Source organism: Brachybacterium paraconglomeratum (assembly GCF_039541415.1).
In the GTDB taxonomy this organism is placed as follows: domain Bacteria; phylum Actinomycetota; class Actinomycetes; order Actinomycetales; family Dermabacteraceae; genus Brachybacterium; species Brachybacterium paraconglomeratum_A.
Window position 1 is genome coordinate 317,172 of sequence record NZ_BAABGE010000010.1, and the last position, 16,062, is coordinate 333,233.

Sequence of the window (16,062 nt, forward strand, 5' to 3'; positions counted from 1 at the left end):
GCGCCCAGTACGATGGGCGCGCGCGAGCCCTTGGTGGCCACGCCCCGAACCGCCCTGTGTGAAAGGCCTGCCCCATGATCCGTCTGTCCTCGTCCTTCGTCCGCACCCTGCGGGAGGACCCGGCCGACGCCGAGGTCGCGAGCCACAAGCTCCTGGTGCGCGCGGGCTACATCCGTCGCGGCGCGGCCGGGGTGTACACCTGGCTCCCGCTCGGCCTGAAGGTGCTGCGCAAGGTCGAGCAGATCGTGCGCGAGGAGCAGGAGGCGATCGGCGGCCAGGAAGTGCTGTTCTCGGCGCTGCAGGCCCGTGAGCCGTATGAGCGCAGCGGGCGCTGGGACGAATACGGCCCCACCCTGTTCCGGCTCCAGGACCGCAAGCAGGATGACTACCTGCTCGCGCCCACACACGAGGAGATGTTCACCCTCACGGTGAAGGACCTGTACAACTCGTACAAGGACCTGCCCACGATGCTGTACCAGATCCAGACGAAGTTCCGTGACGAAGCCCGGCCTCGGGCCGGGCTGCTGCGCACCCGCGAATTCATCATGAAGGACGCCTACTCCTTCGACATCGACGATGCGGGCCTGGACGTTTCCTATGAGAAGCAGCGCGGTGCCTATCAGCGCACCTTCGAGCGGCTGGGACTGCCGACGGTGATCTGCAAGGCCGACGCCGGTGCGATGGGCGGCTCCCGCTCCGAGGAGTTCCTCCATCCCACGCCCGTCGGCGAGGACACCTTCGTGGTCTCCGACGGCGGCTACGCCGCGAACGTCGAAGCGGTCACCACCGTGGCCCCGCCCGCCCTGGACGACGCAGCGATCGCTGCGCTGCCGGCGATGCACATCGAGGACACCCCGGGAGCCAGCACGATCGCCGCGCTCACCGATTACTCCAACCAGGCTTTCCCGGGGAAGGGGCCGATCGCGGAGTCGGGGGAATGGACCCGCTACGAGATGCTCAAGCACCTCGTCTACCTGCTGACCTTCCCCGACGGCAGCACCGAGCCGCTCGTGATCGCTCTGCCCGGCGACCGGGAGGTGGACCCGAAGCGGCTCGAGACGGCAGTCGCACCTGCGCTCGCCGCACCGTTCGGCGACGCAGACTTCGCGCAGCATCCGGTGCTGAAGAAGGGCTACATCGGCCCCGAAGGGCTCGGGCTCGAGTCCGACTCCGCCATCCGCTACCTGGTCGACCCGCGCGTGGTGCCCGGCAGCTCGTGGGTCGCCGGCGCCGGAGAGAAGGACAAGCACGTCTACGACCTGGTCTTCGGTCGTGACTTCAGCGCCGACGGCACCATCGAGGTCGCCGAGGTGCGCGACGGTGACCCCGCCCCCGACGGCTCCGGCCCGCTGCGCCTGACCCGCGGCATGGAGATGGGACACATCTTCCAGCTCGGCCGCAAGTACGCCGAGGCACTGGACCTCACCGTGCTCAACGAGAACGGCAAGACGGTCGTGGTGACGATGGGCTCCTACGGCATCGGAGTCACCCGCGCCGTGGCTGCGGTGGCGGAGCTGTTCCACGATGACAAGGGCCTGGTCTGGCCCCGACAGCTCGCCCCCGCGGATGTGCACATCGTCGCCACCGGCAAGGGTCAGGAGATCTTCGAGGAGGCGGAGCGCATCGCCGGCGAGCTCGAGGCCCGCGGCCTCGAGGTCCTCTACGACGACCGACCCAAGGTGTCCCCGGGCGTGAAGTTCAAGGACGCCGAGCTGCTGGGCGTCCCCACCTCCGTGGTGGTCGGCAGGAGCCTCGCCAGCGGCGTGGTCGAGGTGCGTGACCGCGCCAGCGGCGAGATCCGTGAGGTCTCCCCGCAGGAGGTCGTCGACACCGTGCTCGCCGAGGTCCGCGGAGCCTGAGGGACGACGGTCGGCGGCTGCGCTGCGCCGATGAGCGGACTCAGCCGCCGACCGGCAGCTCCTCGACCTTCAGGGTCGGCAGCGGATCCATCCGATTCACCAGCGCGGCCAGCCGTTCCGCCTCGGCGAGGGCGGCGGCGATGGGCAGCGGTCGTCGCTCGAAGGGCGCTGCGCCCACCAGAGCGACATGGTTCATCAGCAGGCCCTGCGAGAGCAGCGTCGGCAGCTCACCGGCGAGCTCGGGATCGAGCGTCCCGCCCGGGATCGCGTAGACCGCCTGCCGCGACACCACCGGTGCGCCGTCCTCCTCGGCGATGCGCCCCAGCTGCTCTGCGCGGGTGCGATGGAGGTCGGCCTGGTCGAGGTGCTGCTGCCGGGCATCGTCCTGGACTCGGGCGGCCAGCACCTCGTGGAGGTACCCCGCGAACCACTCTTCCTGCTGGGTCTGCTCGATCACGGTGTGGTAATCGGCCTGTGCGCCGATGGACGGCGGGTCCGTCGTCGGCACCTCGCGGCTCGGGACGAGCTCCTCGGCGCTCGGAGCGGGGGTGACCTCTCCGGTGCCTGCGGCGGCCTGCAGGCGCAGCATGATCCATGCGGTGTGCGACGCGATCGCGGCGAGGGGGCGGGCCAGCGAACCGGAGACCTGCCGGGCAGCGGCGGCGGCCAGGTCCCGCAGCTCCACCAGTGCCACCAGCAGCCCGGCGATATCGGTGGGCGCTCCGGCGGGCGGGGGAGGAGCAGTCTGCCCCGGCGCGGGATCGTCCTCGGCCTCCAGCTCCCGCTCGTGCTGGGCCCCGGTGAGCAGCGCGGTGCGCTGGATCGGAAGGGCGGCGCTGAGCGCGGTGAGCGCCGCGGACGGCGCCGGCTCCCCAGTGGCGGGATCCAGCGCCTGCATCACCTGATCGGTGCCGGCGATCACCTGGTCCATGAGGGTCAGCAGTTCGATGCGGTAGAGGTCATCGATGCCCGGCGGGGGCGGGGTGTACTTTTCCGGGCCGCCGAGAATGACCCGCCCGCAGCTCGCCAGGGGAAGCACCACCAACGCACCCACCGCGATCTGCAGCACACCGCGACGGGTGGGCGCAGGGAGGGTGGGAAGGGAACGAGCGATGAGCGACACAGGAGGATTCTCGCATCGCCGCGGCTGAGGTGGGCGCGGGCGGTGCGCGGACACTATCCTGGTGCTACGGCCCCGGGCATCGCCCCGGGCGCCACAGACACCCATAGCAGGAGGAGACGAGCGGCCATGAGCGCACTCGACGACCAGACCATCCTGCGGGAGACCGCCACCCGGGTGCTGGACACCCACGGACTCGTGCTCGAGGACGTCGAGATCCGCGGAGGCGGTGGGATGCCGCAGGTGCGGCTGATCGTGGACCTCCCCGAGGACCAGCTCGGCAGCGTCGATCTCGAGACCGTCGCCGAGGCCTCCCGCGAGCTGTCCGAGCTGGTGGATGCCGACGATGCCCTGCTGGGCAGCGCCCCCGTCCTGCTCGAGGTCACCACCCCGGGTGTGGACCGGGTGCTCACCGCACCGCGTCACTTCCGCCGTTCACGCGGACGCATCGTGTCTCTGACCACCGAGGACGGGACGACCTACCGGGCCCGGATGCTCGCGCTCGACGGGGACCGGCTGCTCCTGCGCCAGGAGCCCGGCCGCGACGACCGCGGGCGGCCCCTGAAGCTGCCCAAGGGCACTGCCGAGCAGCTGCAGATCCCGCTCGCCGACGTCACCACCGCGAAGGTGGAGATCGAGTTCGACCCGCCCGCAGACCTCGCACAGCTGATCGCTGACGTCGAGACCGCTGCCACTGACCACACTGCTGTCACGAAGGAGAGCTGAGATGGACATCGACATGGGTGCCCTGAGGGCCCTGGAGCGAGAACGCGAGATCCGCCTGCCCGTGCTGCTGGACGCGATCGGTTCAGCGCTCCACGCGGCGTATCTCCACACCGACCACCCCGTACGGGACTCGGAGGTGCAGATCGATGAGAGCACCGGTGAAGTCGCCGTCATCGCCCGGGAACGGGATGCCGAGGGGAATATCGTCGAGCAGTGGGACGACACCCCCGAGAACTTCGGTCGCGTCGCCGCTTCCACGGCGCGTCAGGTGATCTTCCAGCGTATTCGCGATCTCGAGGACGAGGCGGTGCTCGGCGAGTATGCCGACCGTGCCGATGACATCGTCTCCGGAATCATCCAGCAGGGACGTGACCCGCGGATGGTGCTGGTGGACCTCGGCGAGGTCGAGGCGGTGCTGCCGCCTCACGAGCGCGTACCGGGGGAGGACTACTCCCACGGCCGCCGACTGCGCGCCTATGTCACCGAGGCCCGCCGTGGCCCGAAGGGCCCCCAGATCACCCTCTCGCGCTCGCACCCCAACCTGGTGCGGCGTCTGTTCGCCCTCGAGGTCCCGGAGGTCGCCGACGGCACCGTCGAGATCGCGGGGCTTGCCCGCGAGGCCGGTCACCGCACCAAGATGTCGGTCTACGCCACGGCACCGGACATCAACGCCAAGGGCTCCTGCATCGGCCCGATGGGCGCTCGTGTGCGCGCGGTGATGAACGAGCTGGGCGGCGAGAAGATCGACATCGTCGATTTCCACGAAGATCCCGCTCGCTACATCGCCAATGCGCTCTCGCCGGCACGGGTCACCAGCGTGACCGTGATCGACGAGGTGGGTCGGGCCGCTCGCGCAGTGGTCCCCGAGACGCAGCTCTCCCTCGCGATCGGCAAGGACGGGCAGAACGCCCGCCTGGCGGCGAAGCTCACCGGCTGGAAGATCGACATCCACTCGGAGAACGCGCCGGAACCGCAATCCACGGACTGACGCGGAGTGAACCGGAGTGAGGTGTGGCCCACGCCTCCCCGCTGAGGGTGAGACCGATCAGGTCCGCTACACTGGGGAGGCTGTTCGCCGAGAGGTGCTGCAGATCGTTCCGCGATCGAGCACCCGCCCGAGCGGACGTGCTCGGAACAGAGGAGGTGGAGTGATCACTCGCTCTGCCACCCATGTTCCCGAGCGCACGTGTGTCGGCTGCCGCCAGGTGGCCCCGCGCAAGCAGCTGGTGCGTCTGGTCCGGGAGTCCGTTTCCGACGGTGTCACCCCGCGAGTCCGCGTCGATCCTGCCGGATCGGCTCCTGGTCGCGGGTCGTGGCTCCACCCTGATGCAGCATGTCTCGACCTCGCCCTGCGGCGAGGCGGCTTCGCCCGATCCTTTCGTGGCGCAGTCGACACCGGGCACCTAGCCCGGGACCTCGAGACCTTCGATCCCAACCGCACGTGGAACAGGTAGAAGAACCATGGACATCCGATGAGTACTCGCAAATGAGCACCCTCAGGAATTAATGGTCCGAGCCCTCTTGTCGGCCGGACCAAGACAGGAGAAATGTGGCTAAGGTCCGCGTCCACGAGCTCGCTAAGGAGCTCGGACACCCGAGTAAGGTCGTTCTGCAGAAGCTGCAGGACATGGGCGAATTCGTTCGTTCCGCCTCCTCCACCATCGAAGCACCGGTAGCACGCCGTCTACGTGAGGAGCTCCCCGTCCAGAACGGGGACGGCGCCTCCGCGACGAAGAGCGACTCCGGAGCATCCGCTAAGCCCTCCGGTGCGCCCAAGCCCGGTGCTGCACCCAAGCCCGGCGCCAAGCCCGCTCCGCAGAAGCCTGCCGAGCCCGAGCCTGCCCCGGCACCTTCTGCACCCGCCGCACCGGCGGAGGCAGCTGCACCCACGCCTGTTGCGGAGACGCCCGCGTCGACGCCGGCTGCGGACACTTCCTCAGCGAAGCCCGCAGCAGAGGCCCCCGCAGTGGAGACCCCTGCCGCAGACGCGACGGAGTCGAAGCCCGCGTCGGACGCCCCCAAGCCCGGTGCCGCGAAGCCGGCCGCCGCGCCCAAGCCCGGTGGTGAGCGGCCCGCTCCCCGTCCCGGCAACGGACGTCCCGGCAACAACCCCTTCGCCAGCTCGCAGGGGATGCCCCGTCCCGGTGCTCGCAAGCCCGCCCCCGGCGGCGCTCGCCCGCCCCGTGAGGGTGGCGGCCGTCCCGGCGCTCCCCGCCCCGGCAACAACCCCTTCGCCAGCTCGCAGGGCATGCCCCGTCCGGGTCAGCGTCCGCCGCGCCCCGGCGCGGATCAGGCAGGCCAGACCGGTCAGGCCGGCGCTCGCCCGCCGCGCGAGGGTGGCGCGCCCCGTCCCGGCGGTGCGCCCCGTCCGGCCAGCCGTCCCGGGATGCCCACCCCGGGCATCATGCGACAGCACTCCTCCGGCGGTCTCGCCGATGCCAACCAGGGCGGTGCCCCCGGGCGCGGCCGTGGTGGTCGTCCGGGCCCCGGCGGTGCTCCCGCCGGTGGCGGTCCCGCACGTCCCGGCGGCGGTCCCCGCGGCCGCGGTGGTCGTGGCAGCACCCAGGGTGCCTTCGGACGCGGCGGCAAGCCCGCCCGCTCACGCAAGTCGAAGCGTGCGAAGCGCGCAGAATTCGAGCAGATGTCGGCGCCCGCACCGGGCGGCGTCTCGATCCCGCGCGGTGACGGCAGCACGCCGATCCGCCTGCGCCGCGGTGCATCGCTGTCCGACTTCGCGGACCTGATCGACGTCAACCCGGCGTCGCTGATCACGGTGCTCTTCGCGATGGGTGAGATGGCCACCGCCACTCAGTCCCTGGACGAGGAGACCTTCCACCTGCTCGGCACCGAGCTGGGCTACAAGATCGAGATCGTCTCCCCGGAGGACGAGGAGCGCGAGCTGCTCGGACAGTTCGACATCGATCTCGATGCCGAGCTCGCCGACGAGGACTCCGAGGACCGCGTCCCGCGTCCGCCGGTGGTCACCGTCATGGGTCACGTCGACCACGGCAAGACCCGCCTGCTCGACACCATCCGCAAGGCGACCGTGGGCGCTGGCGAGGCCGGCGGCATCACCCAGCACATCGGTGCCTACCAGGTGGAGGTCGAGCATGACGGTGCCGAGCGCGCCATCACCTTCATCGACACTCCCGGTCACGAGGCGTTCACCGCCATGCGTGCCCGTGGCGCGGACGTCACCGACATCGCGATCCTCGTGGTCGCCGCTGACGATGGCGTGATGCCCCAGACCATCGAGGCGCTCAACCACGCCCAGGCGGCGAACGTCCCGATCGTGGTCGCGGTCAACAAGGTCGACAAGCCCGACGCGAACCCGGAGAAGATCCGTCAGCAGCTGACGGAGTTCAACCTGGTCGCCGAGGAGTACGGCGGCGAGACGATGTTCGTGGACGTCTCTGCTCGCGAGAACCTCAACATCGATGCGCTGCTGGAGGCGGTCCTGCTCACCGCAGATGCCGCGCTCGAGCTCACCGCGATCGCCGACAAGGACGCGCGTGGCGTGTCCATCGAGGCGAACCTCGACAAGGGTCGCGGTCCGGTCGCCACAGTGCTGGTCCAGCAGGGCACCCTGCGGGTCGGCGATGCGATCGTCTGCGGCTCCGGCCACGGCCGAGTCCGCGCGATGATCGACGAGAACGGCGAGACCGTCACCGAGGCGGGTCCGTCCCGTCCGGTCCAGGTGCTCGGCCTGACCTCGGTGCCCGGTGCCGGTGACTCCTTCCTGGTCGCCCAGGACGAGCGCACCGCCCGCCAGATCGCTGAGAAGCGCGAGGCCGCCAAGCGTGCGGCATCGCTCTCGAAGGTGCGCAAGCGCATCAGCCTCGAGGACATCAACCAGCACATGGCTGATGGCAAGGTCGAGACCCTCAACCTCATCCTCAAGGGTGACGCGGCCGGTGCCGTCGAGGCGCTCGAGGAGTCGCTGCTGGGCATCGAGATCGGTGATGGCGTTGATCTGCGCATCATCGACCGCGGAGTCGGCGCGATCACGATGAACAACATCAACCTCGCCGTCGCCTCGAACGCCGTCATCATCGGCTACAACGTGCGGGCCGAGGGCCTGAACGCTGACTACGCCGATCGTGAAGGCGTGGAGATCAAGTACTACAGCGTGATCTACAACGCCATCGACGAGGTCGAGGCAGCGCTGAAGGGCATGCTCAAGCCGGAGTACGAAGAGGTCGAGCTGGGCTCGGCGGAGATCCGCGAGATCTTCCGCTCCTCCAAGTTCGGCAACATCGCCGGTTCGATCGTGCGCAGCGGCCTCATCAAGCGCGGTGCGAAGGCTCGCATCACCCGCAAGGGTGTGGTCATCTCCGAGAACATCGAAGTGGCCGGCCTGCGCCGGTTCAAGGACGATGTCACCGAGGTCCGCGATGGGTACGAATGCGGTATCAATCTGGGCTCGTACAACGACCTCCAGCTCGAGGACCTCATCACCACCTATGAGATGCAGGAGAAACCCCGCATCTGATGCTGGCACGGTCGGGCGCCTCTGAGGGTGCCCGACCGTGACCCGCTGGGGAGGAGGCCACGATGACCGAGGTGCCCTCCCTGCTGTGCGCCCCGTCGGCCCCTTGCGTCTCTGCGCAGGCTGCGGGGCGTCTTGGCGTCTCCGGGGCGATGCAACGCCGGAGACCACCACCCCGCAGTGACTCGCCCGTCGGCCGCGGCGCTCCTCTCCCGGCCTCCCACCACAGCCCCTACCTCGAGGGCCTCGCAGCCCTCACCCCAGACCAGGAGAACGACATCCCATGACAGATCATCCCCGCGCGCTCAAACTCGCTGATCGCATCAAGGTCATCGTGGCCACCATGCTGGACAACCGGGTCAAGGACCCGCGGCTGGGCTTCGTGACGATCACCGATGTGCGCGTCACCGGCGATCTCCAGCACGCCACCCTCTTCTACACCGTCTTCGGCACCGACGAGGAGCGGGAGGGCACCGCCGCGGCCCTGGTCAGCGCCACCGGCATGCTGCGCCGCGAGGTCGGTCGCCAGACCGGGGTGCGGCTCACCCCGACCCTCGAGTTCATCGCTGACGCGATCCCCGAGAATGCACGCGTGATCGAGGATCTGCTCAGCGAGGCGCGCGGCCGTGACGCCGAGCTCGAGAAGACGAAGGTCGGCGCGAGCTACGCCGGGGAAGAGGATCCCTACCGCAAGCCCCGCGAGGACGAGGAGGCGGACGACCTCGACGGCGCTGAACAGGACGAGACCGACGGCGCCGGCGCTCTGGGCACCGACACTCGCGGCACCGACGACGAGACCGGCCGCGAGCAGGCGTGACCTCCGGCCCGCACGGGATCCTGCTGGTCGATAAGGCGTCGGAGCGCACCAGCCACGACGTCGTCGCGCGCGTCCGCTGGCTGCTGGGAACCAAGAAGGTCGGCCACGCCGGCACGCTCGATCCGATGGCCACCGGGCTGCTGGTGCTCGGCGTGGGTCAGGGCACCCGATTGCTCACCTACCTGGTGGGCCTCGGCAAGACCTATGAGGCGACGCTCCGGCTGGGCCGCGCCACCACCACGGATGACAGGGAGGGCGAGATTCTCGGCGAGCAGGTCGACGCCTCGGCGCTGCCGCAGCCGCTCATCGAGCAGCAGCTGAAGGCGCTGCGCGGGGCCATCTCGCAGGTGCCCTCGACCGTCAGCGCCATCAAGGTCGATGGCCAGCGCGCCTATGCCCGCGTACGAGCGGGGGAGGATGTGCAGCTCGCCGCCCGGCCGGTGCAGGTCTCCCGCTTCGAGGTGACCTCCCGCCGAGCGGTGGGGGAGCACCTCGACCTCGACGCGGTGATCGACTGCTCCTCAGGCACCTACGTGCGGGCGCTGGCCCGCGACCTCGGCTCAGCGCTCGAGGTCGGCGGGCATCTGACTGCTCTTCGTCGCACCGCCGTGGGCCCGTTCACGGTGGCGGGCGCGGCACTGGTCCCGGCGCGGGGTGAGGGCGATGATGTCGAGCTCCCACTGCACGGACTCGGTGAGATCGCCTCCCTGGTGCTCAGCACCCTGCAGGTCGATGCGGAGCAGACCGCCGCGCTCGGCACGGGGAAGCGGATCACCTCGGTGGCGGTGCCTGCGGCTCCGCGCGGAGAGCAGCTCGTGGCTCCGGCAGCTGCGGGGAAGCAGCGTCCGGTGGCGGCGCTGGACAGCTCCGGACAGCTGGTCGCGATCCTTGAGCGGGAGCAGGAGCGCTGGCGCCCGATCCTGGTGGTGCCCGAAGACGCTCGCTGCTGAAGTTCCGAGCTTCTGTCGCTGCCGACGGTGAGCAGCAAGAGCGGCGAGCACAAACAACGCTGAGCAGCAAGAAGGGCCCTTCCCGATTCTCGGGAAGGGCCCTTCTTCACAGTGCGCGCGCCGGCAGACCGGTCAGTAGTGGACCACGGTCTTGGTGCCGATGCTCGCCCAGTCGTACAGCCACTTGGCGTCCGACACCGGCATGTTGATGCAGCCATGGGAGCCGGAGTACCCGAAGGAGGAGCGCCACGGAGCGCCGTGGAAGCCGAACCCGCGGTGGAAGTACTGCACCCAGGGGACGTCGGGCGTGAGGTAGTACTTCTCATGACCCTTGGGGTAGTAGGCCGCGTTGGTCATGTCCTGGCGGTCGTAGCGCAGGTAGATCTCGAAGGTCCCGGTGACGGTCTCGTTGCCTTCCTTGCCGTCCACCATCGAGCGCGGGCCCCACACCGGAGTGTCACCCACGTACGCGGTGACCGTCTTGTTGCTGAGGTCGACGTCGATCCACTTCTCGCCGGTGGGGTTGGAGGGAGTGGCAGCCTCGTCATCGGTGCCGTCCTTCTTCTCCTCCGACTTCTCCTTCTCCTTGTCCTTCTCGTCCTCCGACTTCGGAGCATCGACCTGCTCGACCTCGGATTCGATCTTCCGGGTCTCGAAGGCTGCCTCGAGCGGCGTGGTCCCCTTCAGTGCGGTGACCAGCTCGCCGACCACAGCATCGGTGTTGGTGATCTCGAGACCGTCCTGCTTCTCCGAGACGACCTTGACGACCTTGCCTGCCTCGTCGACCTGCTCGATGCCGTTCTCCGCCTTCACAGCGTCCTTGTCGGCGCGGGCAACGACCCACTCACGCACAGCCTCTTCATCGACCGAGATCGTCAGTGCCTGACCGGACTCATCGGGGACCACCGAGATCCAGCCGTTGCGACGCTCGGCGGAGACCTCGTGGACCTTGTCATCGGCGCCGGTGATCGCCATCGGCTGCTCGAGCAGAGTGGCGATGGTGCCCACGACTCCCTCAGCCTCCTCGGTGGTGATCGCGGGGGCGATCTCCTCGATCGGCTGATCGACGCTGAAATCCTTCAGGGAAGCCGCATTCTGGGTCACTGCGTCCACGAGCGTCTGCGGATCCAGGCCCTGTCCGTTACGGCCGGGGACCGCATTCCAGGTCTGCTCGTCCTCGTCGAAGCTCACCTGTGCATCGATCGGGGTGGTCATGTCCTCGGGGACCAGGCCGTTGGCGAACTCTGCAACCTTCGCCTCGTCGACGGTGACGACGGGCTCCACAGCATGCTCGCCCGACCAGGTCGAGGAGATCACGCCGGTGAAGGAGTCATCACGGGAGACGGCGGAGGCCGCCGTCGCGGCGGCGTCCACGGTCACCCCGAGATCGGCCAGTGCCACCTCGAGCTGCTGCTCTCCGGCGGTGACCGCGACGGAGACGGACTCACCGCGCTCGGCGACCAGGGCGGCGATCTCTTCAGGAGTCTTGCCAGCGACATCCTGGCCGAGCACCGTGGTGCCGGGCAGGGCGCGGCCGTCGAACTGCTTGGCGTAGGCCAGTGCACCGCCGGCGAGCACCACGGCGAGGGTGGCGATGATGGCCACCAGGATGAGGATGACCCGTCGACGGCCTTGGCGACCGGCAGGTCGGGACGGGCCGCCCAGCGCGGCCGTCTCGGTCACGTTCATCATGGATCCAGATCCGATCTCGGCGGCCGTCGTGACTTGTTGTCTCCGCGCGCGAGCCCGGAAAGGCACAGGGGTAGGTCCCCGGCGCCGCCTTGACTCTCAGAGTAACGGAGCCCGTACCGCTTCGCGCGGGAGGATAACGCTGAGCTTCGTCACAGATTGGCATCGTCGAACACCGGCGGCGAGCAGTTTCATGACGTAGATGCTTCGACCGTCGGGAAAATGGGCTCTCCTGTCCCCGAGGGAGCACGCCGGCCTGCGGGCGCGACAACCTGCGAGCGCTACAGTGTGCACCGGCGTTCTTCGCCGCCGCGTCGGCTGCCGACGCTCCTGATCCACCGTGCATGAATGCACCCAGCCCTGGAAGGACCTGACCGCGCCGTGACCCGCGTTCCCATCTGGCATTCCGTCGAGGAGGTGCCGGCCGATCTCGGCGCGACAGCAGTGTCGATCGGCAACTACGACGGCGTCCATCGCGGTCACCGATTCGTGCTGGATCAGCTCCGCCGGCATGCCGAGGCGCGTTCGCTCGCTCCCGTCGCCCTCACCTTCTGGCCCCATCCGCGGCACGTCATGGGGGATCCGACCCAGACCCCGTTGCTCACCGGCCATGAAGATCGTGACCGGCTGCTGCTGCTGGCAGGCATGCACGGCGTGCTCGACCTCGAGTTCACCCTGCCGTTCGCACAGCACTCTCCTGAGGACTTCGTGCGGCGATTCCTGGTCGAGGGACTGGGGGCGAAGTGCATCGTGCTGGGGGAGGACGCGCTCTTCGGTCGCGCCAATGCCGGTGACATCGACACGATGCGCGCACTCGGCGAGCAGTATGGCTTCGAGGTCGTGACTGTCGAGGACCTCGGACCGCAGGGGGCGGGCAGCGGACGCATCTCCTCGTCGGCGGCCAGGCGGGATCTGCTCGAGGGGGAGGTGCGGGCCGCGAACCTCGCCCTGGGCAGGCTGCACACCGTCACCGACGTGGTCCACCACGGATTCCAGCGCGGCCGGGAGCTGGGCTTCCCGACCGCCAATCTGGGCCCGACGCCCGCCGGCCTGATCCCTGCGGACGGCGTCTACGCCGGATATCTCACCGTCACAGAGCAGGATCCCTCGCACCTGGGGGTCGAGCCGCTCGCCGGAGCTCCCGCCACCATCTCCATCGGCACCAACCCCACCTTCGAGGCGGACGGCGCCCCGCGGCGCACCGTCGAGGCGTACGTCCATGGCGCCCATGACCTGGATCTGTACGGGGACACCGTGCGTCTCGAGTTCGTCGACTTCCAGCGCCCTACGCTCAAGTTCGATTCCGCGGAGGCATTGGTCCAGCAGATGGCGAAAGATGTCGAGGTGACCCGCCACACTCTCTCGACGGACCGCTCCCCTCTCGCCAGCGACGGCTGATATCCTGCTCGCGCCGTGAATTCGGCCGCGGAGAGCGATCCGCACCCACTGCGCACCACCCGCCCTGCGGGCCGCTGCGCCTGGGTGCCGCTCGTCCAGAGAGCCTGGGACATTCGGTCCTCGGCGCCGCGCAGCGACCAGAGGAGAACCAGATGGCCTTCGATACCGCCACCAAGCAGGCGATCATCACGGAGTACGCGACCAGCGAGGGCGACACCGGTTCGCCCGAGGTCCAGGCCGCACTCCTGACTCACCGCATCAAGTACTTGACCGAGCACCTGAAGACCCACAAGCACGACCACCACACGCGTCGTGGTCTGATGCTGATGGTCGGTCAGCGCAAGCGCCTGCTGAAGTACCTGCAGGCCAGCGACATCACGCGGTACCGTGCGCTGATCCAGCGCCTCGGCATCCGCCGCTGATCCTGTCCGCCGCTCGCCCTATGGGCGGGCGGCGGTTTCATCTGCCCGCAGCTGCGGGCACCCTGAGAACCCCGCCCCGATCAGGTTCGGTCCTCGGCAGTGGCCTGCGGACCGCTGAGCATGGCTCCACGAGCCTCCTCCAGCGCACCGCGGATGACTGACGAAGGCCGCACCGGCAGGGCAACCCCCTACCAGAGGAGATCCACATGGCCATGGAAGGCCCTGAAATCACCGCAACCACCGCTGTCATCGACAACGGCTCCTACGGGCGCCGCGAGATCCGTTTCGAGACCGGCCGTCTCGCCCAGCAGGCAGCCGGTGCCGTCGCCGTCTACCTCGACGACGACACCATGGTCTTCTCGGCGACCTCCGTGTCGAACAAGCCGAAGGACCACTTCGACTTCTTCCCGCTCACCATCGACGTCGAGGAGCGGATGTACGCCGCGGGTCGCATCCCCGGCTCGTTCTTCCGTCGTGAAGGCCGTCCCGGCACCGACGCGATCCTCGCCTGCCGCCTCACCGACCGCCCGCTGCGTCCGGCCTTCGTCAAGGGCCTGCGCAACGAGGTCCAGGTCGTCCTCACCGTGATGGCGAACGGCCCCGACGACGCCTACGACGTCGTCGGCATCAACGGTGCTTCCGCCTCGACCCAGATCTCCGGTCTGCCCTTCAACGGTCCGATCGGCGCCGCGCGCATCGCGCTCATGCCGAACGCCCAGGGCGGTGGCCAGTGGGTCGCCTTCCCGACCTTCTCGCAGCTGGACGAGGCCGTGTTCTCCATGGTCGTCGCCGGCCGCATGGTCGAGGATGACGTCGCGATCATGATGGTCGAGGCCGAGGCCACCGACAACGCCTGGACGCTCATCAAGGAGCAGGGCGCGATCGCCCCCACCGAGGCCGTCGTGGCCGAGGGCATCGAGGCCTCCAAGGTCTTCATCCGCAGCCTCTGCATCGCCCAGCAGGAGCTGGCCGCCACCGCCGCCAAGCCGGTGCGCGAGTTCCCGCTCTTCCTGGACTTCCAGGATGACGCCTACGACATCGTCGAGGCCGCTGCCGGTCAGCGTCTGGCGGAGGTCATGTCGATCGCCGCGAAGACCGAGCGCGAGGAGCGCACCGAGCAGCTGCTCGATGAGGTCGTCGCTGAGCTCTCCGGCGAGGGCCAGCAGCTCGCAGGTCGCGAGAAGGAGGTCAGCGGTGCATTCCGTGCGCTGACCAAGCAGGTCGTGCGCAAGAAGGTCCTCACCGACGGTGTGCGCATCGACGGCCGCGGTCTGCGCGACATCCGTGCGCTCTCCGCTGAGGTCGAGGTCCTCCCGCGCGTGCACGGCTCGGCCCTGTTCCAGCGCGGCGAGACCCAGATCATGGGTGTCTCCACGCTGAACATGCTCAAGATGGAGCAGCAGATCGACTCCCTCGGGCCGGTCACGCGCAAGCGTTACGTGCACCACTACAACTTCCCGCCGTACTCCACCGGTGAGACCGGTCGCGTGGGCTCCCCGAAGCGTCGCGAGATCGGCCACGGCATGCTCGCCGAGCGCGCCCTGGTGCCGGTCCTGCCCAGCCGCGAGGAGTTCCCCTACGCGATCCGTCAGGTGTCCGAGGCTCTCGGGTCCAACGGCTCCACCTCGATGGGCTCGGTCTGCGCCTCGACCCTGTCGCTGCTGAACGCCGGGGTGCCGCTGCGCGCCGCCGTCGCCGGCATCGCCATGGGCCTGATCTCGGACTCGGTGGACGGCGAGACGCGCTACGCCGCGCTCACCGACATCCTGGGTGCCGAGGACGCCTTCGGCGACATGGACTTCAAGGTCGCAGGGACCAGCGAGTTCATCACCGCTATCCAGCTCGACACCAAGCTCGACGGTCTCCCGACCTCCGTGCTCACCGGTGCGCTCTCGCAGGCCCACGAGGCTCGCCTGGCGATCCTCGGTGTCCTGAACGAGGCGATCGATGCTCCCGATGAGATGAGCCCGTACGCCCCGCGCGTGCTCGCGGTCACCATCCCCGTGGACAAGATCGGCGCGGTCATCGGCCCGAAGGGCGCGATGATCAACCAGATCCAGGACGACACCGGCGCGGACATCACGATCGAGGACGACGGCACCGTCTACATCGGCGCCACCGACGGTCCCTCGGCCGAGGCTGCGCGCTCCGCAGTCAACGCGATCGCCAATCCGATGGTTCCCGAGATCGGCGAGCGCTACCTCGGCACTGTCGTGCGCGTGGTCGACTTCGGCGCTTTCGTCTCGCTCACCCCGGGCAAGGACGGTCTGCTCCACGTCACCCAGCTGCGCAAGCTCAACGGTGGCAAGCGGGTCGACAACGTCGAGGACGTCGCCAAGGTCGGTCAGAAGATCGAAGTGGAGATCCGCGAGATCGATTCCCGCGGCAAGATCTCCCTCGGCGTGATCGAGGACGAGGCAGAGTCCGCTGCGGAGTCCGCTGACTCCGTCGCCGCGGAGGAGAACACCGCGGAGTGATCCGCCCGTCGGCCTCGGTCGGCATCTCAGAACGGGGAGGCTTCCACCAGGAGGCCTCCCCGTTCTCCGTCCGGAGCCGCAGGACGGTGACGCACCTCGCGACTGCGTCGTCGCC

General features: G+C 69.0%; 12 protein-coding genes. 10 read left to right on the forward strand and 2 right to left on the reverse strand.

Going from position 1 to position 16,062, the window contains the following annotated elements; translation table 11 throughout:
- Positions 1–74 precede the first annotated feature (74 nt).
- Entirely contained in the window at positions 75–1,859 is a 1,785-nt protein-coding gene (locus ABD893_RS16080; protein WP_345082664.1) for a proline--tRNA ligase, read from the forward strand.
- A gap of 40 nt (positions 1,860–1,899) precedes the next feature.
- Here ABD893_RS16080 and ABD893_RS16085 read toward each other — a convergent pair whose 3' ends face one another.
- Positions 1,900–2,982 carry a DUF4439 domain-containing protein gene (locus ABD893_RS16085; protein ID WP_345082668.1) on the reverse strand — a complete coding sequence of 361 codons (1,083 nt, stop codon included), beginning with the start codon at positions 2,980–2,982 and terminating at the stop codon, positions 1,900–1,902.
- 126 nt (positions 2,983–3,108) lie between these two features.
- Between ABD893_RS16085 and ABD893_RS16090 the strand changes: the two genes are divergently transcribed.
- The 6 genes from ABD893_RS16090 to truB all read left to right on the forward strand — a co-directional run bounded on the left by ABD893_RS16090 (position 3,109) and on the right by truB (position 9,961).
- Positions 3,109–3,705 (forward strand): ribosome maturation factor RimP, encoded by a 597-nt coding sequence (locus ABD893_RS16090; RefSeq protein WP_345082671.1) that lies wholly within the window; start codon positions 3,109–3,111, stop codon positions 3,703–3,705.
- 1 nt (position 3,706) lies between these two features.
- Entirely contained in the window at positions 3,707–4,693 is a 987-nt protein-coding gene (gene nusA, locus ABD893_RS16095) for a transcription termination factor NusA (RefSeq protein WP_345082674.1), read from the forward strand.
- A 160-nt stretch (positions 4,694–4,853) separates the two neighbouring features.
- A complete protein-coding gene (locus tag ABD893_RS16100) occupies positions 4,854–5,159 on the forward strand; it encodes a YlxR family protein (protein WP_345082677.1) in 306 nt (101 codons plus the stop codon).
- Between the two features lie 95 nt (positions 5,160–5,254).
- Positions 5,255–8,197, forward strand: coding sequence for a translation initiation factor IF-2 (gene infB / locus ABD893_RS16105; RefSeq protein WP_345082680.1), 2,943 nt, complete (start codon positions 5,255–5,257; stop codon positions 8,195–8,197).
- 280 nt (positions 8,198–8,477) lie between these two features.
- On the forward strand, positions 8,478–9,011 hold the full coding sequence (rbfA, locus tag ABD893_RS16110; protein ID WP_345082683.1) for a 30S ribosome-binding factor RbfA: 534 nt from the start codon (positions 8,478–8,480) through the stop codon (positions 9,009–9,011).
- A complete protein-coding gene (gene truB, locus ABD893_RS16115) occupies positions 9,008–9,961 on the forward strand; it encodes a tRNA pseudouridine(55) synthase TruB (RefSeq protein ID WP_345082686.1) in 954 nt (317 codons plus the stop codon). The genes rbfA and truB overlap by 4 nt, the downstream gene beginning before the upstream one ends.
- A 132-nt stretch (positions 9,962–10,093) precedes the next feature.
- On the opposite strand, the gene ABD893_RS16120 is transcribed toward truB, so the two are convergent.
- A complete protein-coding gene (locus tag ABD893_RS16120; protein ID WP_345082689.1) occupies positions 10,094–11,653 on the reverse strand; it encodes a L,D-transpeptidase family protein in 1,560 nt (519 codons plus the stop codon).
- A 378-nt stretch (positions 11,654–12,031) separates the two neighbouring features.
- On the opposite strand from ABD893_RS16120, the gene ABD893_RS16125 reads away from it, so the two are divergent.
- From ABD893_RS16125 to ABD893_RS16135, 3 genes are all read left to right on the forward strand, one after another.
- Positions 12,032–13,048, forward strand: coding sequence for a bifunctional riboflavin kinase/FAD synthetase (locus ABD893_RS16125; protein ID WP_345082692.1), 1,017 nt, complete (start codon positions 12,032–12,034; stop codon positions 13,046–13,048).
- A 152-nt stretch (positions 13,049–13,200) separates the two neighbouring features.
- On the forward strand, positions 13,201–13,470 hold the full coding sequence (rpsO, locus tag ABD893_RS16130) for a 30S ribosomal protein S15 (protein WP_345082694.1): 270 nt from the start codon (positions 13,201–13,203) through the stop codon (positions 13,468–13,470).
- A gap of 212 nt (positions 13,471–13,682) precedes the next feature.
- Positions 13,683–15,947: a polyribonucleotide nucleotidyltransferase gene (locus ABD893_RS16135; RefSeq protein WP_345082697.1), complete on the forward strand. Its 2,265-nt coding sequence runs from the start codon at positions 13,683–13,685 to the stop codon at positions 15,945–15,947.
- The last annotated feature ends 115 nt before the right edge of the window (positions 15,948–16,062 follow it).